At 42.4% G+C, this 22,344-nt stretch carries 17 protein-coding genes and 1 pseudogene; 2 read left to right on the top strand and 16 right to left on the bottom strand.

The window, feature by feature from the left end:
- Positions 1 to 19: 19 nt before the first annotated feature.
- From DWW85_RS12175 to DWW85_RS12110, 14 genes are all read right to left on the bottom strand, one after another.
- Complete coding sequence (locus DWW85_RS12175; protein ID WP_117808797.1) at positions 20 to 2,008, bottom strand: TIM-barrel domain-containing protein; 1,989 nt, start codon at positions 2,006 to 2,008, stop codon at positions 20 to 22.
- A gap of 151 nt (positions 2,009 to 2,159) precedes the next feature.
- Positions 2,160 to 2,708, bottom strand: coding sequence for a transcription repressor NadR (locus DWW85_RS12170; protein WP_044945249.1), 549 nt, complete (start codon positions 2,706 to 2,708; stop codon positions 2,160 to 2,162).
- Positions 2,709 to 2,806: 98 nt separating this feature from the next.
- Positions 2,807 to 3,661: a carboxylating nicotinate-nucleotide diphosphorylase gene (gene nadC, locus DWW85_RS12165; RefSeq protein WP_117808796.1), complete on the bottom strand. Its 855-nt coding sequence runs from the start codon at positions 3,659 to 3,661 to the stop codon at positions 2,807 to 2,809.
- Between the two features lie 22 nt (positions 3,662 to 3,683).
- Complete coding sequence (locus tag DWW85_RS12160) at positions 3,684 to 4,985, bottom strand: L-aspartate oxidase (protein ID WP_117808795.1); 1,302 nt, start codon at positions 4,983 to 4,985, stop codon at positions 3,684 to 3,686.
- A 344-nt stretch (positions 4,986 to 5,329) separates the two neighbouring features.
- Positions 5,330 to 5,626 carry a hypothetical protein gene (locus tag DWW85_RS12155; RefSeq protein WP_021943996.1) on the bottom strand — a complete coding sequence of 99 codons (297 nt, stop codon included), beginning with the start codon at positions 5,624 to 5,626 and terminating at the stop codon, positions 5,330 to 5,332.
- 96 nt (positions 5,627 to 5,722) lie between these two features.
- Complete coding sequence (locus tag DWW85_RS12150) at positions 5,723 to 8,068, bottom strand: UvrD-helicase domain-containing protein (RefSeq protein WP_117808794.1); 2,346 nt, start codon at positions 8,066 to 8,068, stop codon at positions 5,723 to 5,725.
- Positions 8,069 to 8,083: 15 nt separating this feature from the next.
- On the bottom strand, positions 8,084 to 9,070 hold the full coding sequence (locus DWW85_RS12145) for an SPFH domain-containing protein (protein WP_117785144.1): 987 nt from the start codon (positions 9,068 to 9,070) through the stop codon (positions 8,084 to 8,086).
- Positions 9,071 to 9,080: 10 nt separating this feature from the next.
- Positions 9,081 to 9,761, bottom strand: a complete 681-nt coding sequence (locus DWW85_RS12140; protein WP_117808793.1) for a PspA/IM30 family protein — start codon at positions 9,759 to 9,761, stop codon at positions 9,081 to 9,083.
- A gap of 146 nt (positions 9,762 to 9,907) precedes the next feature.
- Entirely contained in the window at positions 9,908 to 10,870 is a 963-nt protein-coding gene (locus tag DWW85_RS12135) for a hypothetical protein (protein ID WP_117808792.1), read from the bottom strand.
- Positions 10,871 to 10,910: 40 nt separating this feature from the next.
- A complete protein-coding gene (locus tag DWW85_RS12130; RefSeq protein WP_117808791.1) occupies positions 10,911 to 11,591 on the bottom strand; it encodes a gamma-glutamyl-gamma-aminobutyrate hydrolase family protein in 681 nt (226 codons plus the stop codon).
- A gap of 4 nt (positions 11,592 to 11,595) precedes the next feature.
- Positions 11,596 to 14,004: a PEP-utilizing enzyme gene (locus tag DWW85_RS12125; RefSeq protein WP_117808790.1), complete on the bottom strand. Its 2,409-nt coding sequence runs from the start codon at positions 14,002 to 14,004 to the stop codon at positions 11,596 to 11,598.
- Positions 14,005 to 14,182: 178 nt separating this feature from the next.
- Positions 14,183 to 14,725 carry a nitroreductase family protein gene (locus tag DWW85_RS12120; protein ID WP_008401292.1) on the bottom strand — a complete coding sequence of 181 codons (543 nt, stop codon included), beginning with the start codon at positions 14,723 to 14,725 and terminating at the stop codon, positions 14,183 to 14,185.
- A 107-nt stretch (positions 14,726 to 14,832) separates the two neighbouring features.
- The gene (locus DWW85_RS12115; RefSeq protein WP_117808789.1) at positions 14,833 to 15,918 is read right to left on the bottom strand and encodes an N-acetylmuramoyl-L-alanine amidase; all 1,086 of its coding nucleotides are present in this window, start codon (positions 15,916 to 15,918) and stop codon (positions 14,833 to 14,835) included.
- A gap of 58 nt (positions 15,919 to 15,976) precedes the next feature.
- Positions 15,977 to 17,356: a M18 family aminopeptidase gene (locus DWW85_RS12110; RefSeq protein WP_117808788.1), complete on the bottom strand. Its 1,380-nt coding sequence runs from the start codon at positions 17,354 to 17,356 to the stop codon at positions 15,977 to 15,979.
- Positions 17,357 to 17,490: 134 nt separating this feature from the next.
- Here DWW85_RS12110 and DWW85_RS12105 point away from each other — a divergent pair, with 134 nt between their 5' ends.
- Together DWW85_RS12105 and aroA are read left to right on the top strand one after the other, a co-directional pair.
- Complete coding sequence (locus tag DWW85_RS12105) at positions 17,491 to 18,585, top strand: prephenate dehydrogenase (protein WP_117808787.1); 1,095 nt, start codon at positions 17,491 to 17,493, stop codon at positions 18,583 to 18,585.
- A 51-nt stretch (positions 18,586 to 18,636) separates the two neighbouring features.
- Positions 18,637 to 19,908: a 3-phosphoshikimate 1-carboxyvinyltransferase gene (gene aroA / locus DWW85_RS12100; RefSeq protein WP_117808786.1), complete on the top strand. Its 1,272-nt coding sequence runs from the start codon at positions 18,637 to 18,639 to the stop codon at positions 19,906 to 19,908.
- Between the two features lie 732 nt (positions 19,909 to 20,640).
- Here the strand turns inward: aroA and queA are convergent.
- Positions 20,641 to 21,666, bottom strand: coding sequence for a tRNA preQ1(34) S-adenosylmethionine ribosyltransferase-isomerase QueA (gene queA, locus DWW85_RS12095; protein ID WP_117808785.1), 1,026 nt, complete (start codon positions 21,664 to 21,666; stop codon positions 20,641 to 20,643).
- A 210-nt stretch (positions 21,667 to 21,876) separates the two neighbouring features.
- Positions 21,877 to 22,344 (bottom strand): annotated as a pseudogene (locus DWW85_RS12090) (hypothetical protein); the annotation flags it as partial.

Here is a 22,344-nt window from a genome sequence, read left to right as displayed (position 1 = left end):
TTTATCTGATATTCTGTTACTAATTATTCAAAATTACACAGGACATCTCCATATTATACTCTCTTGTAAATCCATCATCATCATACAACTGATAACTGCTTCCCGCATACCCAAGTAACTGTAGCTTCTTCGTATCAATATCCGCAACGCACTCGGCAAAGTCAGCAAGAGGAATGCATTTTCCTTTCCGAATAAATAAAATCACTTCATTCAACGGCACTTCTACAAAATGATGTCCTTTTTTCATCTCGGTCTGTTCAATATCACCCTCAGCCTTGAAACGGACAAGCATCATATCCTCCGGCAGATAAACATATCTTCCGATTGCATTCTGTGTATATACCGGTGCGATCATGATCTCATTACCAAGCATAAGCTGGTCTTCTACATTTACCGCCATACGATCTTCCGGATATTCAAATGCAAGCGGTTTGAACATCATTTCATCATTTAAAGCAGCCTTCATATATTCACTGTAAATATATGGAAGCAACCGATAACGAACACCTATGATATGTCTGAAATCTTCAATCTGCTCAAACTGATAGCACTCCTGCTCTCTTGTGCCAAGGCATGCATGATTACGCATCAGCGGTGTAAATACACCAAGTGCGAGCCATCTGAGCAAAAGATCTCTGGTCGTATTACAGCCAAATCCGCCCAGATCTGCTCCTGTATATAAGAAACCACACATATTTAATGATGGAAGCATTTTCAGATTCAATAGGATATGGGACCACCAGGATTTATTATCTCCAGTCCAGATACCACCATAACGATGCATTCCGATATAAGATGATCTGGAAAACAACAGGCATCTTTTCTCCGGACAGATTTCCCGAAGTGCTTCACCTGCTGCCCGCGTCATATTATAACCGAAAAGGTTATGTACCTGATCATGACGCACCATCTTTCCATTCATATTATGATACATCGAAGCATAGTCTTTGGCATTATTAGCCAGATCTGCTACCATATCCCGAATTCCCCAGACATCATCCACGGATTCTTCTTTATCAATAAATTCCCGCATTGCCTCTTTTACTTCACAAACGCCTTCCGGTGTATAAAAAATTGCTGGTTCGTTCATATCATTCCAGAAGCCTTCAATTCCTGCATCTGTAAGAAGCTTATATTTCCCGCCAAACCATTTTCTCGCTTCCGGATTCAATACATCCGGAAAATGTGTGTATCCCGGCCATACAGCTGCAACAAAATCACTTCCGTCCTCTCTTTTACAGAAATAATTGTTTGCTACGCCTTCTTCATACACATCATATCCTTCTTCAATCTTCACTCCCGCATCAATAATCGGGATCAAGCGTATATTTTCTTTTTTCAACTCTTCTACATATTCAGAAAAATCACCAAATGCTTCATTTATCGTAAAGTCTTTATAATGATCCATATAATCGATATCCATGTATACCATGTCGATTGGAATATGATTCTCCCTGTATTTCTTCACAACATAAGCAAAATCTTCCGGTGTCTTATAACCCCAACGGCTCTGTCCAAAACCGAAAGCAAACTTTGGAGCAATATAACTTTTTCCTATCATTTGTCTGAATTGTTTTACAATATCATATATACTTTCGCCTGTGATCACATAAAGATCCAAATCTGCTTTATCGCAGAAAATATGAAGTTCATCCATCTTAGTATATCCGATATCAAATACCAGCGAAGACGGATAATCTATGTACAATCCAAATGTTCTCTCGCCGGATATAACAACAAAATTATGAGATGCATATAAAGAATAAACATCCTCATGATGATTCGGAATATCTGTATTATTGCTTATATATTTATATCCTCTTTTGTTGATTCCACGATTTGCTTCACCAAGTCCATATACTGCATCCTCTGCTTTCATATCATAAAGAAATGAAAAGCCATCATCCAGATTTACTGTTCCAACTTCAGGCATACCTTCCGATGCCTCAAATGACGCAACAACCGATTCTGTAAAAAACGGATTACCATATGTGTATTTTTTTATCATTCTCATTCCCTCTTTTCCTTTTTATTTGGTATATAATTTATTATACCTGATAATGTTATTATATTATCTTTCCATTCGTTTTTCTTACATTATTTTTATAAATTTGTTGCACAATATTGACTTATTAATTTCTTCCCCTCGTCATCCTATGTCATTCACTTTTTTCCCAAAAATCAACCGGTTCGAAATCCAGCAGTTTCGCAAGAAAACCACATTCCTCCAGATCCTTCTGAATATTATCCAGGATATCTTCTGAATCTGCCTGTACCGTGTGATAATGGTAATTGTCGGTTATCTTAAGAAGCGGCGATGATTTTCCACTGCTCAAGGTCTTTACATATTCATAAATATCTTTTCTGGTTTTTATGTTCATCGGAGCTTTTACAACTCCATAAATCTTATGATATACAAATACATCCAGAATCCTGCCGCCATTATCTACGATGATCTGTAATTCTTTCTCTATCTCTTCCGCAGTATGACGCACCTTGAATATTCGTTCACATTTTCCCGGCTTTAATAACACATATCCCCGGTTTGTTGAAACAATATTATTGTCAGCCGCACGAAGCAGGGCAATATCCTGTACGATCACCTGCCTGCTCACACTGAGCCTCTTTGCCATCTCCGCCCCCGCGATCGGCTCTTTACTCTTCGCAAGCATCGACAACAGTTTTTCCCGTCTTTCAACTCCTGTCATGTTCTTCCTCCCAATCTTATCATCCATTAGCCCATTCTATTTTTCATGTAAACCTTCCCTGCACCCAAAGGCACCAGAAATTTTGTTACAATATTCAGTTAGATTCTATGAAGATTTTTCAGAGAAATATCCATGATCGGAGCGGAATGTGTCAGTGCTCCACTTGATATATAATCAACACCAAGGTTCTTCAATCGCTCGATATTTTCTGCTGTTACATTACCTGATACCTCGATCTCTGCCTTGCCATCAATGATACCGATTGCTTCTTTTAACATTTCATCTGACATATTATCCAGCATGATAATATCTGCTCCGGCTTCAACAGCCTCCTTTACCATATCCAGATTCTCAACCTCGACTTCGATCTTTCTGACAAACGGTGCATATTCCTTTGCCATACGGATTGCCTCTTTCACTCCGCCGGCTGCACCTATATGGTTATCCTTCAGAAGGACTCCATCCGAAAGATTGTATCTGTGATTATGTCCACCACCAACACGAACTGCATATTTTTCAAAAATACGATTATTCGGTGTCGTCTTTCTGGTATCAAGCAACTGGATCCTGCTTCCCGCAAGAAGTCCTGCAACCTTATGTGTATATGTAGCAATACCGCTCATCCTCTGCAGATAATTCAGTGCTGTCCGTTCTCCCGATAACAATACACGGATATCCCCGGTTACAACTCCCATCAACTGTCCTGCCTTTACCTCATCGCCATCCTTGCAATAGAATTCTGTCACGGTTGTATCATCTAATAGTTCAAACACTCTCTTAAACACCTGTAAACCACAGATGATTCCATCCTGCTTGCAGATCAACTCTACCTTTCCCATGCATGTCTCCGGCATAACGGAATTTGTTGATACATCCTCACTTGTAATATCTTCTTTTAATGCTCCAAGAATAAAAGGGTCTACATTTAATTTTAAAGTAATCTGATCGTACATAATATCCTCCTGAATGATTTTTCTATGCTTCCTGTCTGTGCAGGTCTTTTTCGTTTTCCCTTGCAATCTCAGCCTTAAGCAGTGCCTTATATTCTGCTGCCAGCTTCTTCTTATCCGTATAATCGTCTTCCCTGTAAGAGATGTCTTCCATCTTTGTACGGTCGAACTGCTCAGTCATTTCCTTTGCTGCCCGCTTGGCAAATACCAGGCTCTCAAGAAGCGAATTGCTTGCCAGACGATTCTTGCCGTGAACTCCGTTACATGCAGTCTCTCCGATCGCATACAACTGATCCATCGATGTCTTACTGGACAAATCCACCTTGATACCGCCCATGAAATAATGCTGTGCCGGCACAACCGGTATGCATTCTGTATACACATCATATCCCATTTCTTTGCAATGCTCAACGATATTCGGGAAATGTTCTTCTAATTCTTTTCTATCAATCACAGTCATATCTTCCCAGACATAATCTGTCCCGTCCTTCTCCATCTGTTTGCGAATCTCAATTGTCAGCAGATCTCTCGGAAGAAGTTCATTTACAAACCGCTCATGATTCTTGTTATAGAGCAGCGCCCCCTCGCCACGAACCGATTCCGAGATCAGAAAACTCCTGTCCTCCGGCTCTTTGCTATATAAGGTTGTCGGATGAATCTGGACATAGTTCACATGCTCTGTCTCAATCCCATGCTTTAATGCGATCGCAACGGCATCTCCGGTCAGGTGTCTGAAATTAGTCGAATGTCTGTAAATACCACCAATTCCCCCACAAGCAAGCATGGTATAGTTGGCCATGATCGGGAAAATCTTATTCTCCGCATCCCTTGCCACCACACCGTAACAGCAATTATCCTTACACAGGATATCCACCATGGTTACATGTTCGTAGATCGTCACATTCGAAAGCTTCTCTACATTGCGGAGCAGGGCACTTGTGATCTCTTTTCCTGTTACATCCTCATGAAAAATGATACGGTGATGACTATGTGCTCCTTCCTTTGTATAGCTGAAACTGCCATCCGGCTCCCGATGGAAATCCGCTCCATACTTTACGAGATCGTTTACAACATCGACCGATGAACGTATCATGACTTCTACACTCTTTGGATTATTCTCATAATGTCCCGCCTTCATGGTGTCTTCAAAATAACTGTCATAGTCATCTTCTGATTTCAGCATACACATGCCACCCTGTGCCAGGAAGGAATCACTGTGTTCTACGATATCCTTTGTTATGATCGTTATCTGTTTATCACTGGGGAGATTCAATGCAGCATATAAACCTGCGCATCCACTTCCAACAATTAAAATATCTGTCTTCATATTGTTTCTCCAACTGTATTTATTTGTTTCTTCTTATTATAAAAAAGCGTTGCCTTAGTATACCACGTTCTGTTGCATATGACAATATAGTATTTTACACCACTTTACATGTGTCTTGTCAGTTATAAAACAAAAATAAGAAGTAAGATTTGGCATCGAAGCACATGTACCTTTATTTCGCAAGACGCTTCCGCTCTGTTTCTCCCTTTTCCACAAAATTTCCACTAACTATAAATGAATACTTTTCATATATCTTTTTAGATAAAAATAACCGAATTAGCTCTTTATAATTCAAAAAACTAATCCGGTTATTTTACTCACTTTGATTCAGCTCAAATTTTTGATTATTCAGCGTCTGCTACAGGCTCTGCTGCCGGTGCTTCTGCTGTCTCGGCAGGCTGCTCTGCCGGTGCTTCTTCCTCGTCATCATCGTCATCATCGAAGAAGTCGTCATCAAAATCATCATCAAAATCATCATCAAAATCATCAAGAAAATCAGGTGTCAGGTATGAATATACTGCATATGCAATACCTGCGATCGCTGCTACTGCACCGATGATCGCAAGGATCACAAATACAACACCTTTTGCCTTTTCTTCTGTTGGTTCGCTTTTTACTAAGATTACATCATTATTTTTCATTATAAACTACCACCCTTTCATTTAGTTTCTGTATGCCGTCATTATAGCATACTCTTTTTTCTATTTCTATATTATCTTGGAATTATTATAATTTCTTTATTCTTCCAGACGCTTTAATTTTGCAAAGGAAGCAAACATTTTTCTTGTACCGCCACGATCGAAATCTACCGTCACCTCATAATCTCTGCCGCCCTTTACAAGCTGCGTTACAGTTCCATTTCCAAATTTCATATGACGCACCCGATCACCTTCTCCATAGTCGAGAACCAGTTCCCGGTTCACGGTAAATTCTTTGCCAAATGATGGTTTGGTCGATGGTGTTATACTGATCGGCTCTTTCTTTGCCTTACTGTAGCTGCTGTATGGATTCGATGAAGAATATCCGGAACCTGTTTGCGACGATTTTCCATGATATGAGCCTTTTCCATATCCTGACTGTCCGCTGCTACCATACCTATTTCCGGTATATCCGGTGTCTGCAAACTGCCGTTCTTCCATCCGTTTTACATGCCTTGTAATATCACCGGAATCCTGGAACAGCAGCGGCGGAATCTCTTTAATAAATCTGGAGATGTCATTGCAGTTTCTACTTCCATGCAGCATACGGTTTCTTGCACAGGACAGATACAGCTTCTTCATCGCTCTTGTAATTCCTACATAGCAAAGTCTGCGTTCTTCTTCCAGCGCATCTTCATCATCCGAATTGATCGCCATCGCACTTGGGAAGATTCGCTCTTCCATGCCACATAAGAATACATATGGGAACTCCAGTCCCTTTGAACCATGGATCGTCATTAATTTAACCATATTATCATCATCGGACATTTTATCGGTCTCCGAAACCAGCGCGATATCCTCCAGAAAATCTGCCAGTGTCGCTTCCTCATAATCGGTTTCAAACTGAACCACACGGTTTCTTAACTCATCGATATTCTCAAGTCTCGCCATCGATTCATCCGTATGCTCCGCGATCAGTTCATCTTCATATCCGGTATCCTCCAGAATACGGTCAAATAATGTACTGAGTGGTTCCTGCTCCTCTATTATCCCCCGAAATCCATCGATCAATTCCACAAAGCTGGAAATTTTTGCAACCGAACGCTGTAATCCCGGAACTTGCTCTATGATCTGCATGGCTTCCATCAGTGTCATATCATTTGCAGCGGCAAATGCGGCCACCTTATCAACGGTAGCATCACCGATTCCACGCTTTGGTACATTGATGATTCGTCTGAGATAGGTATCGTCTGTAGAGTTATTTACAACCTTCAGATATGCCATTATATCTTTAATTTCTTTTCGTTCATAGAAATTCTGACCACCGTAGACCCGATGTGGTATTCCTCGCATAACCAGCTTCTCACCAAGGATACGAGACTGTGCATTCGTACGATATAGTAAAGCAATGTCTTTATACTGTGCACCATTTGCTGTCAGACGGATGATCTCATTTACGACACGATCCGCCTCCATGTATTCATCCTCACTCTGATTAAATACAAGCTTCTCGCCATCTCCCTGATCTGTCCAGAGGGCTTTATCCTTTCTTCCTTCGTTATGCTTGATCACCGCATTTGCAGCCGCCAGAATATTTCCACAGGAACGATAATTCTGTTCCAGCTTCACGACCTTCGCATCCGGATATTCCTTTTCAAAATTCAAAATATTCGTAATATTGGCACCACGGAATTTGTAGATTGACTGGTCATCATCACCAACGACACAAAGGTTTCTGTATTTGGAAGCAAGCTGCTTCACCATCAGAAACTGTATGTGGTTTGTATCCTGATACTCATCCACCATAATATAACGAAATCTGTCCTGATATAATTCCAGTACATCCGGATTATGTTCAAAAAGCTCAACCACCTTGTAGATCAGATCATCAAAATCAAATGCATTGAATTTACGGAGTCGCTTCATATACTCGGAATATACGGTTGCCGTCTGTGTCTTCACAAAATCTGTCGCATTCATCTTCGCATACTGATCCGGTGAAATATACCGTTCCTTTGCATTTGATATCTCCGCCAGGAACATCTTCTCCGGATACTTCTTCGGATCGATCTTCAATTCCTTCAGAATATTCTTGACCGCAGATTTCTGGTCATCCGAATCATAGATATTAAAATTTGTTGCATAACCGAGCCTGTCTGAAAACCGTCGCAGAATCCGTACACATAACGAATGAAAGGTGCTGACCCATACTCGTTCAGCACCCTCTCCAACAATGTTATTTACTCTGTCTCTCATTTCGGCTGCGGCTTTATTTGTAAATGTTATCGCAAGGATATTATATGGATTCACTCCGATCTCATCCATCAGATACGCTACCCGGTGGGTGATTACTCTGGTCTTTCCTGATCCGGCACCTGCCAATATCAGAAGCGGTCCATCGACATGTCTGCATGCCAGATCCTGCATGTCATTTAATCCAGCCATCGCTTTTGTACTCCTTTATATCAGCTTTGTTCCGCAATTACCACAGAACTTTGCTCCATTTGTAGGGGTTCCGCAGTTCGGACAGAACTTAGGAGCCGTACCATTTCCGGTTGGAGCTGCCTGCTGATTCATCTGTCCGTTCATGTTGTTCTGCAGATTACCGGTCATCTGATTTGCCATCATCATACCCATCTGCATTCCCATCATACCGCTGGCAACATCTGCCATATTGGTTCCACCTTTTCCGTTGGAATTTGCAAGTGCATCTACCATCTTCACCTGCTGGAACCGTCCCATGTCACCAAGCATCGTATACTCAGCAGCCTGATCTGCACGTTTTGATATATTCTCAGGATATGTAAATTCGCTGATTCTGAAATCTGTCATGGTCAGACCGATCTTGATCAGTTCCATATCCAGATCTTCTAAAATACCCTTTGCAATATCCGTTGCATTTGCCATCAGATTGAATACGTCACCGCCGACCTTTGTGATCCATTTGATCAACAGTCCATCTAAGATTCCCTTAATACGGTCTCTGACATCATCCACTGTAAAGATTGCCTTTACCCCGGCGATTCTCTCGATCAACACATTGTAATCATCAATCTTAAATGAAAACTTACCATTTGACCGTACAGGAAGTCCGCCCGGAAGTCCCGGTGCCTGTAAACGGATCGGTGAACTGGTTCCCCAGTTACAGGTAAACTCTTTCGTATTGATGAACAGAACCTCTGCACGAAGTCCTGAGTTGAAACCAAACTTAAATCCCTTTAATGTAGAAAGGAATGGAATGATATCCGAATCAATCGTATAACTTCCTGATTCTGTGAAGATACCTTCTACCGCACCGTTATACAGGAAAATCGCATCCTGTCCCGGTTTAATGATAAGTCTGGAATCTTTCTTTATCTCTCGATTTGTCCATTTCCAGAAGAGCAGGTCATCTCTGTATTCTTCCCACTCAACTACATTGGCAAACTGATTTGAAAATAATCCCATCTGTTTCCTCCTATGAAAGTCCCATCTTTGCCTTTAATGCTGCAAGTTCATCTGAAACTGCTGATGATGGTTCTGCATCGTATTTACTCATCAGATCATCTGTCTCATCCTTGCCGCTGGCATTTAATTCTGCCATTGCATTTGCCTTGTCAAGCATCGCATCAGCCTTTGCTTCCATTCTGTCAAATGCTGAGATCGTTCCGGCTGTATCCGTTACGCTTCCCATCATCTTATTCATCTTCTCCTGCGTCTTTGCAACCTGAACCTTCGCCTTGATGGCGTCCTTTCTGTTGTTCAGATCCATGATATCCTTTGTCAGCTTATCATGCATCTCTTTCATCTTTGCTGCATTTCCGGCTGCCATATCATATGACTGCTGTAAAGACGTTCTCTTGGATGCTAACTGGTTCTTCTTCTCTAAGAACTTCATGGCATCTGCTTCATTTCCTGCAAGGAGTGCCTTCTCTGCATAGTTCTGCATCTTGGCAATATCTGCATCGCAGTCATCGAGTGCACGTTTGCATCTGGTCTCATCTGCCATAACAGTTGCTGTCTCTGATTTTACGTTTCTAAGATCTTCCTGTAAGTCTCTGAGATACTGGTCGATCATCTTCTCCGGATCCTCTGCCTTATCAAGCATAGCGTTGATGTTTGCTGACATAATGTCTTTAAATCTTTTTAAAATCCCCATAAATAATTACCTCCTGTATATATTTACACTTTATGGTTTCTTGTTTTTCGTGCTCACAAACCCATAATATCATAACAGGCGTACGCTCCGCAACGCCTGAATCATGAATTAAATGTAAAGTATCACGCTTCTGTTCTTAGGTGGCTTTAAAGTTCATCGTCAAGGCTCTTATGGATGTTTCCACCGATCCGGAACTCCGGAATCTTCTTAGAAGATCCTTCTGCTGTCTTTCCTGCAACCCCTGCATCCGTAATTGATTCCTCTAACGGCACAGGTGTCCGATCCTCAAATAATGACTTTTTCTTTTCTTCCTTTAATTCATTCGCAATCTCAAATGCTGAATCCACAACCTCATCATGCAAAATATCATCATGAAGCTTCACCGGCTGTCTGGATGGTTTTACCTTGATCGGATCTTCCTTCTTATCCTCAAAATCAAATTCCCACTGAACCATCTCATTTTCTTCTGCCTGCTTCTTCGTCTTCTGTTCTTCTTCCTCAAACCGGTTCTTCTCATAGTACAGTTCATTTGCAAGGAGCTGGCTGATCTCTAAGATATCGGCATACCGTTCCTGCTTTTTCATATCCAGAAGTCCATCCATCAGCTCTCGCTTATTCTGCTCAATGACATCGGATTTCTGTCTGAGGGAATCCAGCACACGGTCGGTTTCCTCGCTGATCATATTATATGCCTGACGTACCGATTCATTGATCTCCATAAGCATCTCATTCGTATAAATGATCGATGCCGCATAGATCTCATTTGCTGTCCGAAGTGCCATCTTATCTTTCTTGTTCAGATCCTTTACCTGCCTCTGGACATAGAGCGGATTCGGCTTGCTCATTCGGATCCGGCTTGCAGATTCTTCTGCCTCTACGATAATGTCCTCGGCTTCTTTATTCGCATCCTTTATGATCTTGCCACGCTTATCCGTGATCTCATGATACGCTTTTAATTCTATATCTATCGTCTTTTTCAGATCTTCTATCATTTCCAGCATTTCTTCTTTATTTACAAGAACCTTTCCTGCTGCAAATGGAACATTCTGTCCGTCCTCAATCAATACCTGCATCTTATCAAGCAGTTGTTTTGCTTTTCCTTTTTCCATGTCTATTACTTCCTCCAACTATGGCTTTATAGGATTTTATTTACAGATCCGGTTTCTTATCATCTCTTGGAATACCTAAGAAATCCTGGATCAGATGTCTGCTGAAAAGCCTTCCTTCTTCACTTTCAAAATACCGCTCCGGGTGCCACTGAAACGCAAGAATACTCATGGTTGGTGACACAAATGCCTCAACCGATCCATTTTCTTCATCTACAACCAACGGATAAAACATTGTTGAAAGGTTTTCCAGATATACACAATCACTGTGAAAATTATTTATCTTTATATATCGATCCGATTTACAGATTTTTGCCATATGGTCAACACCTCGCGGTCTTGGCACTACAAACGGTGCAGAATATGAGATCTTTCCTCCAAAAAGAGCATTCAGATGCTGCATACCTCTGCATACCCCGATGATCGGTATCTCATTCTCCACACAGTACATAATGAGCCGTTCCTCCATCGCATCCCGATGCGGCTGCAGCTCTGCCTTATGCGGTTCTACATAATATTTCGGGTGAAGCGTACCGCCACCCGTTACGATCAGTACGTCAATCGGATCTTCAAATAAGGCTTCAAAATCTCTGGTGAAATTCGACACCGGATGAAGTCTTATTCCCATGCTTTCATAAAATTCCGTATAGGCAGCTTCCAGAACATCCGTGGATTTTCCATACATATTCTGACCTTCGCGTTGTGTTATCAGTGCGTGAAGCATACGCCTATTCCTCCTTCAGTATCTTTCCATTTTTACAATCAAGTGTCAGTTTGTCAAGTCCTGTTACATAATTATAAATAACGTCGCCACATCCAATAGCCGCCGGAATATTGAATTCCGCACATCGAATCGCCATATGGGATGCAACACCACCATACTTCGTAATAAAGCCCCGGATTCCTTTTGCAAAGATCCAGTCATAGCCGGGGTCTGCTTTCGGGATCACTACGATCTTATCTGCAACATCAACCGCTCCGGCATCATCACGCTTCGATTCCTCATCCTCCAATACGACAACTGCTCCGGTCACGATCTCCGAGGTAATAAAATTCGGTCTAGCCTCTACCATCTCGATATATTCCAACTGTTGCTTATTGCAGATCACATCCGGCAGGATCAGGTCAGAAGCATCTGTATATGCTTTCCGGTTCTCTGTGATCACCTGTTCCCATATCCTTCGGATCTCCGTTTCTGGTTTATGATACACTGCAATTATATCATCTACTGTGAGATATGCCATATCTTCTTTTGAAAAATTCAACATTTCTCCAATATTGATCAGAATATCGATCGCCAGACTTAAGGATTTTGTAAATTCAAATTTAAAATATTCCCGTTCTTCCATGGAATCCTTTAAGAATTCCACAAATTTCTTTGCATCAACATCAAAGCCGATATCGGAAAGTGCCTGTTCTACCTTCTCCGGATCAAGCGGTGTATGCTTTAACCGCTCAATCCTCTGTCTCTGCTTCTTTGCTGTCTCACTTGCCTTGGAGCTGTCAAAATCCTGTTCCGCATACGTCTCACAGGTGATATCGTAAGTGCCGGAACGAAGATGCCCGTATTTCTCATCAAAGGCTGCCCTGGTAATCCGTCCTTCTGCAAAATCCTGAAAATCCGAATCGTACTCCGATGCTACTGTGTAGATTGACATCATAAAGTCATCAATCTCACGGCTCGTAAAATATCCCTTTGCACTAAGCGACCTGCAAAGAGCCTTTGAGATAAATGCAAGTCTTGCCTGTCTTGCAAATTTCGGTGTTCCATACTGTTTGATACTCTCGATCAATTCTATAAAATAACGGATGGAAGTATTCACATCTTTTGCTGCCATCAGCCAGTTATTCCTGATATTCTCCCGATGCACCTTCAGCCCATTTAATGAACGGATATCCTGCATCCGATTCTGCCTGAAATTACAGATTACATGATCCGTCAGACGAAACAGACTGCCCGACAGATCCTGAATCTCTCCCTTCGTAAATCCATACTCTAATAATTCCTGTAACCGATCCTCCGTTGTAAAATCATAATTGGAAAATACTACCTCAAATTCAATCTTATCATGTGCTGTTATATCCGATAAAATCTTCCGGTCGTAAAATGCCAAAAGTTTTTTCACCATGTCCTCATCTAAATCCGCAGGCATCAGACACAGAAATGACTTCCGCAAGGATATATATGGTTTATTTCCGACCCTGTACATCAGATCACCGTCCACCACACGATATCCTATAGTGGTAAGTCCTTGATTCCATGCAGCCTTCGTTATGATCTCTCTGTAAAGGGAGAAATCAAGCGGATGCGGATTTACCCCTATGATCTCTGCCGGATTCCAGAATGCCATATCGGATAAGATTGCCTGTTTCTCATACAACAGATCACTGAGTTTTTGATACTGCTGTTTTATCTTGTTTATCAATTCTCCAAATATACGATCATTCTTTGCTCTGTCTTCTTTGTAGTCAGATGGATTTTCCAGCTTCTTAATACAGGCCGCAAGCGGACGCACCTGAAAGATCGTAACTATCAGATCTGCTCCAACTGCAAATTCCACATCGAGTGGATACTCCGGAAAGATGTCTTCTAATTCCCTCATGGCTGTGACCAGAACACCCCAGCGCTCCGGGAGAGATGAACTCTCTGCTGTCCTTGCAATATAGATCGTCTTTCCTCCGCTTCCACTGGTTACCGCATCGGTCGAATCTTCATCATATGAGATTGCATAATACAGTCTTCCTGATTTGATCTCTCTGGAGAAGATAACTCCGCTGCTGATGATAGATTTCGTCTGCGTCTGGATCAACACCTGTTCATTCCTGATATCTGGCAGATCTTTTTTATAGGAATCAAATACTGTCTCAACCGCATGACATACAGCATCGCGATCATCAGCATCGACATCCAATATACTGTCATAATGACCCGCATTTGATGTCTCGGAGGAATCTTCATTGGAACAGGAGCTTCGAACAACAATCGTCTGTCCCTTAAACTGTGATTGAATATCGGCAAGGATCTGTTTCCGGTTCTCACCATACATTTTCCCGGTTACGATCATAAGGTCTTCTATTCTCGATTTTGTTATTCTGTTTTTCAAATAATCTAATGTATCTGCTTTTGTCAAAACCATGAAAAAATCACCTTCTACAACAAAACTGCACCTTAGCAGACCATATCATCTATACTAAAGTGCAGTATATTTTTTCTCTTTCGAGACACTATTCGTTTTGTTGGCTATTCCGACAGACTTTTGTTTCTTCCAAATCTATCTTCTGTCAGTATTCATTATATAATGAATAAAATAGCTCTTACTGGATCGTTAATAGATCATCAACTGATTTTCTTGGCGGCATCTCCGGTGCAAATACCGGATATCCCATTGCGATAACAGTGGCAACTGTCTGTCCTTCCGGCACACCTACGATCTCTCCAACTTTCTTATCATCAAATACTCCAAGGATAACCGTTCCGATTCCCTTCTCATGTGCTGCAAGACAGAATGTCTGGGCTGCGATACCGGCATCGAACATCTCCCATCCGGCACCTTTGCTTGTACTGAAGCTTCCATCTCTCTCATATCCACAAATACCGTTCTTCTGTGTCACAACCATCAACTGATGTGCTCTGGAAACTGTCTTCTCATTTAATGCAAATCCCATCACGCCTTCTTCTGCGATCTTCTTGATCTTCTCCGGATCAGAAACACTGATGTAACGGATCGTCTGTGTATTCTTCCAGGATGGTGAATAGGATGCGAGTTCTACCAACTCACGGATCACTTCATCCGGAATGATATCCTCTTTGAATTTTCTTACCGACCTTCTTGTCTTAATACATTCTAATGCTTCCATGTTATATCCTCCTGTATTTTTATAAATATCTTTTGTATCTTCTTACATATATCGCAAGTATAACTCACTCAATGTATTCGATAAATCATCTCATTATCTGTTACAGATCACTTACCTGCAAAATATGCATCTATACCATCTGCAATTCCCTTTGCAAGCAGGTTCTGATAATCTGATGTTACAAGCTTCTGGTCTTCTTCTGAATTCGTCATATAACCAATCTCAACGATCGTAACCGGAACCTTACACCAGTTAATTCCACTCATGGAATCTGTCTCCCAGACACCCTCGCTGTTTGCCCCTGTTGCTGCTGCCATTCCGCTTAATACATCGGCAGACAACCGTTTACAGGAATCATAGATATCTGCATTGTATGGATTGTCCTTTGTCTGGCATACCGTCATGACACCACTTGCATTTGTATCTGTGGAACCATTGGCATGGATCCTTATAAATGCATCTGCATTGTCACTATTTGCAAGTTCGGCTCTTGCCGCATTACTGATATCGACATCATTGGATGTACGGATCATCTTCACAGTATAGCCTCTTGCCTCTAATGCACTCTGAAGCTTTAACGCTACCTCAAGATTCAGTTCATATTCCTCTGTACCGGTTGTAACACCTGTATTACCAGCTGAGACTTTTGCTTTCTTATCTTCCGCACCGGGACCTACCGGCTCTGTATCCGTATTCGGCGTTGCCTGATGACCTGCATCAATACAGATCAGCTTGCCTTCGCCAACATTGCTTGTCTCCTGTGTTGATTCTTCTGTGCTGCTGTCATCACCACTGGATGCTGCTCCTTCTGCCTTAACAAATTCCGAATAAACATAATAGGTCTCACCCTTGATCGATACCTTGCTCCATTCATCGTTATACCCGATCCGGTCAAGTTCTACACCATCTGCAAGCTGCATTGCAGGATCTCCATCCGTGGATGGCGCTGTTCTGACATTTACATAATCAGTCGTTGTCACCTTGTCATTTACGATCGTAAATCCTTCTTCATCCACCTGTGCTTCCGTCGTCGCTTCTGTTGTATCCTCTGTGGATGCTACATCTTCAGAAGCTTCTGTTGAACTCTCGGTGGTCGTCTTTTTTCCTGCATCCTTTTTCCCACAGGCTGCAAGTACAAATGCTGAAAGAATGATCATCATACATACAAGTAGTGTTCTGTAAACCTTCTTCATAAGTAACCTCCGTCCATATTTCTATATACTTACCGTTTATTATCGCATAAATACAGCTCTATTTCAACCAAAAAGCGACAAGCAGACGCTTCATGGACTCATAGTCTGACAAATGTGCCATTTCACATGCGGAATGCATAGCAAGTACCGGCATTCCCATATCGACTGCCTTTGCCGGAAGATAGGATGAAACGATCGGACCGAGCGTGGTTCCACCCGGCATTCCTGTCTTATTGACCGTACGCTGAAACGGAACTCCTACATCCTCACAGAGCACCTGAATTACTGCAGCAGCCTCGCTGTCTGTCACATATCGCTGAGATGCGCTGCTCTTTAAGACAACCCCATTTCCAAGCAGTACCCGGTTGACCGGATCGGATTTCTCCTGATAATTCGGATGTGTTCCATGTGCCACATCAAGAGAGATCAAAAATATCTCCGGAAGCAGCTCCTGTATGGTGCGTCCCTCTCCGCTGTCTTTTAAGATACGTTCCGTTATCATCCGAAGCAGTCCGGAATCTGCTCCCTGTTTGGACAGACTTCCGATCTCCTCGTTATCGAAGAATACTCCAATGCTGAGATTCGTATCAGATCCATCTGCTTCCGAAATTCTTTCATCTGGCGATGCAGCTTCTGTTTCCTTACCTTTTTCTTCTTGCCACTTATTGCCGGTCTGTGTAAGAGATTCCAGAATAGCACTAACGGAAGATACATTATCAATTCTCGGTGATGTAAATACGCCACTGTCTCCGATCATTTGGCAGGAATCGCAATTATATAAATACAGATCATAGTCTAATATGTCCGCCTTATCGATCTGAAGCATTTCTGCAACCTCATCTAAAAAGCTATGCGGTTCATCCTTCTTCCAAAGCCCAAATACCGGGATCAGTTCTTTCTGCGGATCTAATTTTGTCTCTGCATCTCCTCGTTTCAGATGCGGTGCAAGACTCGGTATGATCGCAACCGGCTTCTCCGAATCATATAATCGTACCTCCGGATGAAATGCATCACTGCCTTTTACCACTACCTTGCCGGCAAGTCCCAGTGGACGGTCAAACCATGTCTTCATTAACAGTCCGCCATAGGTCTCTATATTCAACATATGATATCCGCCTTTTTCCATATCGGCTGACGGCTTTAACTTCAGCATCGGAAAATCCGTATGGCTGGTTGCTATCCGGATATGCTGCAGCTGCTCTGGCAGATGAAATGCGATCATTACAGAACTGTATGGTCTGACGTAATAATCTGCTCCTGCCTGAAGCTTCCATTTATCCTCTAACTTAAGCTCGGAAAATCCGTGTTCTTTCAGATATTCTTCTCCGTGCTTTACAACATGGAACTGGGTCATTCCGTTTTCTAACATATATTTTAATAAACCTTCCTGTTCCGGTTTTCCTGATGTGCGGTCAACTTCTGTTTTTCTTTTTTCCATATGCTCTGTTCTCCTGTCTTTTTACTCTGTTTTCCATTGTACACCTTTTTAGTTTTTCTTGCTATTTTGTTTTTATGTGTATATAATGTTGTTACACGCTTTAACGCGTTAAATCTCAAAAAGGAGAAACAGCTATGAATGCATTTAAAATTGGTTTTATCGGTCTTGGTCTGATCGGTGGATCGGTGGCAAAATCTATTCACCGTATTTTCCCAAACTATACGATCATCGGCTATGATGTCAACACTGCGACCTTAAAAGAAGCGCAGGAGGATGGCACCTTAGATCATTATACAACAAATATCAGTGACATCGCAGACTGTGATTATATCTTTCTGTGTGCGCCGGTTCATTATAATATTGAATATCTGAAAACTTTAAAACCACTGATCTCTGATTCCTGTATCCTATCTGATGTTGGCAGTGTCAAATCCGATATCTACGATGCTGTAAAGGAACTGGAACTTGGTTCTCATTTCATCGGTGGTCATCCAATGGTCGGATCGGAACGCTCCGGCTACGATGCAGCAACCGACCGTCTGATTGAGAATGCTTATTATTTCATTACTCCATCTCCGGATGCTCCGGCAGACCGCGTGGAGGAATTTATGACATTTATCGGCGATCTGGGTGCTATCCCGATCCGGTATTCCCCGGACGAGCATGATAAGATCACTTCCTATATCAGCCATGTACCGCATGTGATCGCAGCGTCTCTGGTCAATCTGGTACGGCATGCCGATTCTCCGGACGGAATCTTTAAATCTCTGGCAGCCGGAGGTTTTAAAGATATCACACGAATCGCATCCTCAAATCCGGTGGTTTGGGAGCACATTCTCCTCAGCAATCCGAAGAACATCGTGAATGGATTGAAGGAATATATTGAGCTTCTAAATAAAATGATTTATGATATTGAAAGAAATGACGCAAAGGACATCAATGCTTTCTTTGAGTCATCCAGAGAATACCGAGATTCAATCCCGAACAATACAAGCGGTGTTATCCGTATGCAGTATGAACTCTTTGTCGATATCCCGGATGAACCGGGCGCTCTGGCAAAGGTTACGGTACTGCTTGCTGATGCAGGCATCAATCTGAAGAACTTCGGAATCTCCCATAATCGTGAAGACGAGGAAGGCGTTCTACGTTTATCTTTCTACGATACGGATGCATGCCGGAAAGCATTTGACCTTCTTGCAGATGCCGGATACCGTTTATATAACAGATAAGACTACATAAAAAGGAAATGGACGATATAGCTTCCAGACAGGTAACACATTATGATATTTTCCAAAAGAACAGGATTAAAAGGAACCCTTACGATTCCCGGAGATAAATCCATCTCCCACCGTTCGATCATGCTTGGATCACTGGCAGATGGTATAACCGAAGTACATGGATTCTTAAACGGTGCCGACTGCATTTCTTCTATGAACTGCTTCCGCGAAATGGGTGTAACGATCGACCACAATGGGGATACCGTTATCATTCACGGTAAAGGGCTTCATGGTTTGCAGGCTCCGAAAGAAACTCTCGATGTTGGCAACAGCGGAACAACTACCAGACTGATGTCCGGAATTCTTGCGGCACAGAATTTCAAGAGCCGCGTGATCGGTGATGCATCGATCTGCCGCCGCCCAATGAAACGAATCATGACCCCGCTCTCTCTGATGGGCGCTGATATCGTCAGTGAAAATGGAAATGACTGTGCGCCGCTTCTGATCACCGGAAAGCCATTACATGGCATCCACTACGATTCACCGGTTGCTTCGGCACAAGTCAAATCTTGTATTCTTCTTGCCGGTCTGTATGCCGCCGGCGAAACCAGTGTAACCGAACCATATGTATCCAGAAATCATACGGAGCTGATGTTTGATGCTTTCGGTGTCGATATCAAGACCTCCGGCACAACCGCAATTGTAAAACCTGCGGATAAATTATACGGTCAGAAGATCATGATCCCGGGAGACATCTCCTCGGCGGCTTACTTTATCGCAGCCGGACTTATCACACCGGATTCCTGTATCACGATCAAGAATGTGGGTATCAACAATACCCGTGATGGAATATTAGAAGTTGTAAAAATGATGGGCGGTACGATCACCTACGACCGACTGGATCAGCCGGGTGAACCTGCTGCAGACATCACAGTACAGACCTCAGATTTAAAAGGCTGTGTGATCGAAGGCTCCCTGATTCCGAAGCTGATCGACGAGATTCCGATCATCGCCATCATGGCATGCTTTGCAAAGGGACAAACCGTTATCAAAGATGCACAGGAACTGAAGGTGAAGGAATCAAACCGGATCGATGTAATGGTTCAGAATCTTTCTGCGATGGGCGCAGATATTACTGCTACTGATGATGGCATGATCATCCATGGCGGCAAGCCGCTTCACGGTGCTGTCATCGACAGCCACCTCGACCACCGCATCGCCATGAGCTTTGCCATTGCCGGACTTAACGCCGACGGCGACACAGAGATTCTTGGCAGCGACTGCGTAAACATCTCCTACCCGACCTTCTATCAGGATCTCGCCGGATTGAAGTAAACAGGAATAAGCGAATCATTATTAAGCAGGATATGGTTTTTATAAATAAAAAAGCCCTGGCACTGTTATTACACAAGACACTTCCGTTCTAGTCCTTGTGCAGTGGTACATAAGGCTGCACAATACGCAGCCTAAGTACCAGCCTCGGACAAGGCTTGTTTCATAACAGTGCCAGGGCTTTCTTATTTTCTTCTCTTTGTTCCAGCTTAATAATAATTCGCTCATTCAATTTGACTATCAGCATCTCTTAGCTTTGCAAGTTCAAACATGGGCTTGGTGCTGACAATTCGTGCAAACCTCATAACGAAAACTTCGCTTATGTCTTTTGTACATAGCAGGGCAGCAGGATTTTTATTGTAATTTCCTTATATAATATCTTGATATAACTCATCCCAGCGTCCGACGGTTTCAAATCGCTGCAATACAGAAGTTCTGTAAAATACATTGTGACTCATCTGATTGGCGAATTAATTTTGACCTGAAGCTGTGCATAAAAATATTGCCGGGTTGTTATATACACAAGACATTAGTTGTATTTTCGTTATGAGTTTTGCACTAGCTGTCAGCATCAAGCCCATGTCTGAACCCATAAGGGTGAGTTTGGGCGACTGCTGACAAATCAGCGTGCAAACCGAATAGAAAATATACTTGTCTTTGTATATAACAATCCCGGCAGTATTTATGTGCAGCTCAGGTCATAACTAAATATCAACCAGATGAGCGCAAGGTATTTTACAGAATCAACATAGCATCGCCGAAGGAGAAGAAACGATAGCGTTCTTCCACTGCTACCTTATAAGCTTCGAGAATCTTCTCGCGGCTGTAAAGAGCTGATACCAGCATCAACAACGTGGATTCCGGCAGATGGAAGTTCGTGATCAATCCATCGATGGCTTTGAACTTATAACCCGGATAAATGAAGATATCTGTCCAACCGCTACAGGCACGAAGCATACCATTCTCATCGGCTACTGTTTCCAGCGTTCTCGTACTGGTCGTTCCAACTGCAATGATTCGACCGCCATTTTTCTTTGTCTCATTGATCGTTTCTGCTGCTTTCTCATCGATCACATAGAATTCCGAATGCATATGATGATCCAGAATGTTATCTTCTTTTACCGGACGGAATGTTCCAAGTCCGACATGAAGCGTCACATGTGCGATCTTGATGCCTTTGGTCTTGATCTCCTCTAGAAGCTCCTTTGTAAAATGAAGTCCGGCTGTCGGTGCTGCCGCAGAACCTTCATGCTCTGCATAGACCGTCTGATAACGGTTCTTGTCTTCCAGTTTATGTGTGATATATGGCGGAAGCGGCATTTGTCCAAGTTCATCCAAAATCTCCTCAAAGATTCCCTCATATTCAAACCGAACGATACGATTTCCTTCTTCCACAATATCAATGACTTCACCAACCAGTTTACCGCCACCAAAGATGATCCTTGCACCAACTCTGGCTTTCTTTCCCGGTTTTACAAGTGTCTCCCAGGTACAGTCATCCAAGCGCTTCAATAACAGTACCTCGATAGCTGCCCCGGTTCCTTCTTTCTCGCCGATCAGTCTGGCAGGAATCACCTTTGTATCATTAATAACCAGACAGTCGCCTTCTTTCAGATATGATATTACATCATAAAAATGTTTATGTTCGATGGTTCCTTCTTCTCTGTTTAAAACCATTAATCTCGAATTATCACGCTTTAAGAGTGGGTCCTGTGCGATCAACTCCTGAGGCAGATCATAGTAAAAATCTGATAACTGCATTTTCTTATCCTCCTTAAAACTCAACTATGATAATGCCACGTTTTATGTCTAAATGCAAGGAAGAAAAACAGAGAATAAAGCAGGCAGCAGATAACTAAACAAGTGCCAGGTACAAATAAACAAAATTCTATTTATACCTGACACCCATCTTTTCAAATGCAGCATTATCCTTCTACTAAAATATACATATTACCTGTTCTGCCTATGTCTTTATCCTATAATTGCCTTAATTTCAGCTTCGTTCATATCGGTTACATCCATGATCTGCTCTAAGGAGTAGCCTTTCTTATGCATTTTCAGGATAATATCGGCTCTTTCTTCCGTTCTTCCAATGACCTTGCCTTGTGCTTCACCCTTGACTATTCCAGCGGCTTCGCCCTTGGCATATCCCATCTCTTCTACGCCTTCACTCAGATTACACATAACGCTCACCTCTTCCTTTATACCATTTCTGTCTACCGGTATGTTATACTCCTGTTTCATAAGCTTTAATTTTTGTTCTGCCGTCATTGTCTGTGACAATAGCGTTCCAAGCAATCGATGCAATTCATATTGTTCTTCCTTTGGCGGAATCTCCTTTGCCAGCCCGATCATCACAATGTTAGGGATATCCAGATTGCCTTTCCAGTCCTGTTCGCCAAGTAAATCATCCTTTACCATATGAATATGACTCAGACT

This window comes from Clostridium sp. AF17-21AC (genome assembly GCF_003461365.1).
GTDB lineage: Bacteria > Bacillota > Clostridia > Lachnospirales > Lachnospiraceae > Coprococcus > Coprococcus ammoniilyticus.
The sequence above is the reverse complement of the archived record's forward strand: the minus strand, read 5'-3'. Positions and strand labels throughout refer to the sequence as shown.

Excerpts from the sequence above, each read along its gene's own strand:
- DWW85_RS12175 (WP_117808797.1), bottom strand. The coding sequence starts at position 2,008 with ATGATAAAAAAATACACATATGGTAATCCGTTTTTTACAGAATCGGTT.
- DWW85_RS12170 (WP_044945249.1), bottom strand. The coding sequence starts at position 2,708 with ATGACAGGAGTTGAAAGACGGGAAAAACTGTTGTCGATGCTTGCGAAG.
- nadC (WP_117808796.1), bottom strand. The coding sequence starts at position 3,661 with ATGTACGATCAGATTACTTTAAAATTAAATGTAGACCCTTTTATTCTT.
- DWW85_RS12160 (WP_117808795.1), bottom strand. The coding sequence starts at position 4,985 with ATGAAGACAGATATTTTAATTGTTGGAAGTGGATGCGCAGGTTTATAT.
- DWW85_RS12155 (WP_021943996.1), bottom strand. The coding sequence starts at position 5,626 with ATGAAAAATAATGATGTAATCTTAGTAAAAAGCGAACCAACAGAAGAA.
- DWW85_RS12150 (WP_117808794.1), bottom strand. The coding sequence starts at position 8,068 with ATGGCTGGATTAAATGACATGCAGGATCTGGCATGCAGACATGTCGAT.
- DWW85_RS12145 (WP_117785144.1), bottom strand. The coding sequence starts at position 9,070 with ATGGGATTATTTTCAAATCAGTTTGCCAATGTAGTTGAGTGGGAAGAA.
- DWW85_RS12140 (WP_117808793.1), bottom strand. The coding sequence starts at position 9,761 with ATGGGGATTTTAAAAAGATTTAAAGACATTATGTCAGCAAACATCAAC.
- DWW85_RS12135 (WP_117808792.1), bottom strand. The coding sequence starts at position 10,870 with ATGGAAAAAGGAAAAGCAAAACAACTGCTTGATAAGATGCAGGTATTG.
- DWW85_RS12130 (WP_117808791.1), bottom strand. The coding sequence starts at position 11,591 with ATGCTTCACGCACTGATAACACAACGCGAAGGTCAGAATATGTATGGA.
- DWW85_RS12125 (WP_117808790.1), bottom strand. The coding sequence starts at position 14,004 with ATGGTTTTGACAAAAGCAGATACATTAGATTATTTGAAAAACAGAATA.
- DWW85_RS12120 (WP_008401292.1), bottom strand. The coding sequence starts at position 14,725 with ATGGAAGCATTAGAATGTATTAAGACAAGAAGGTCGGTAAGAAAATTC.
- DWW85_RS12115 (WP_117808789.1), bottom strand. The coding sequence starts at position 15,918 with ATGAAGAAGGTTTACAGAACACTACTTGTATGTATGATGATCATTCTT.
- DWW85_RS12110 (WP_117808788.1), bottom strand. The coding sequence starts at position 17,356 with ATGGAAAAAAGAAAAACAGAAGTTGACCGCACATCAGGAAAACCGGAA.
- DWW85_RS12105 (WP_117808787.1), top strand. The coding sequence starts at position 17,491 with ATGAATGCATTTAAAATTGGTTTTATCGGTCTTGGTCTGATCGGTGGA.
- aroA (WP_117808786.1), top strand. The coding sequence starts at position 18,637 with ATGATATTTTCCAAAAGAACAGGATTAAAAGGAACCCTTACGATTCCC.
- queA (WP_117808785.1), bottom strand. The coding sequence starts at position 21,666 with ATGCAGTTATCAGATTTTTACTATGATCTGCCTCAGGAGTTGATCGCA.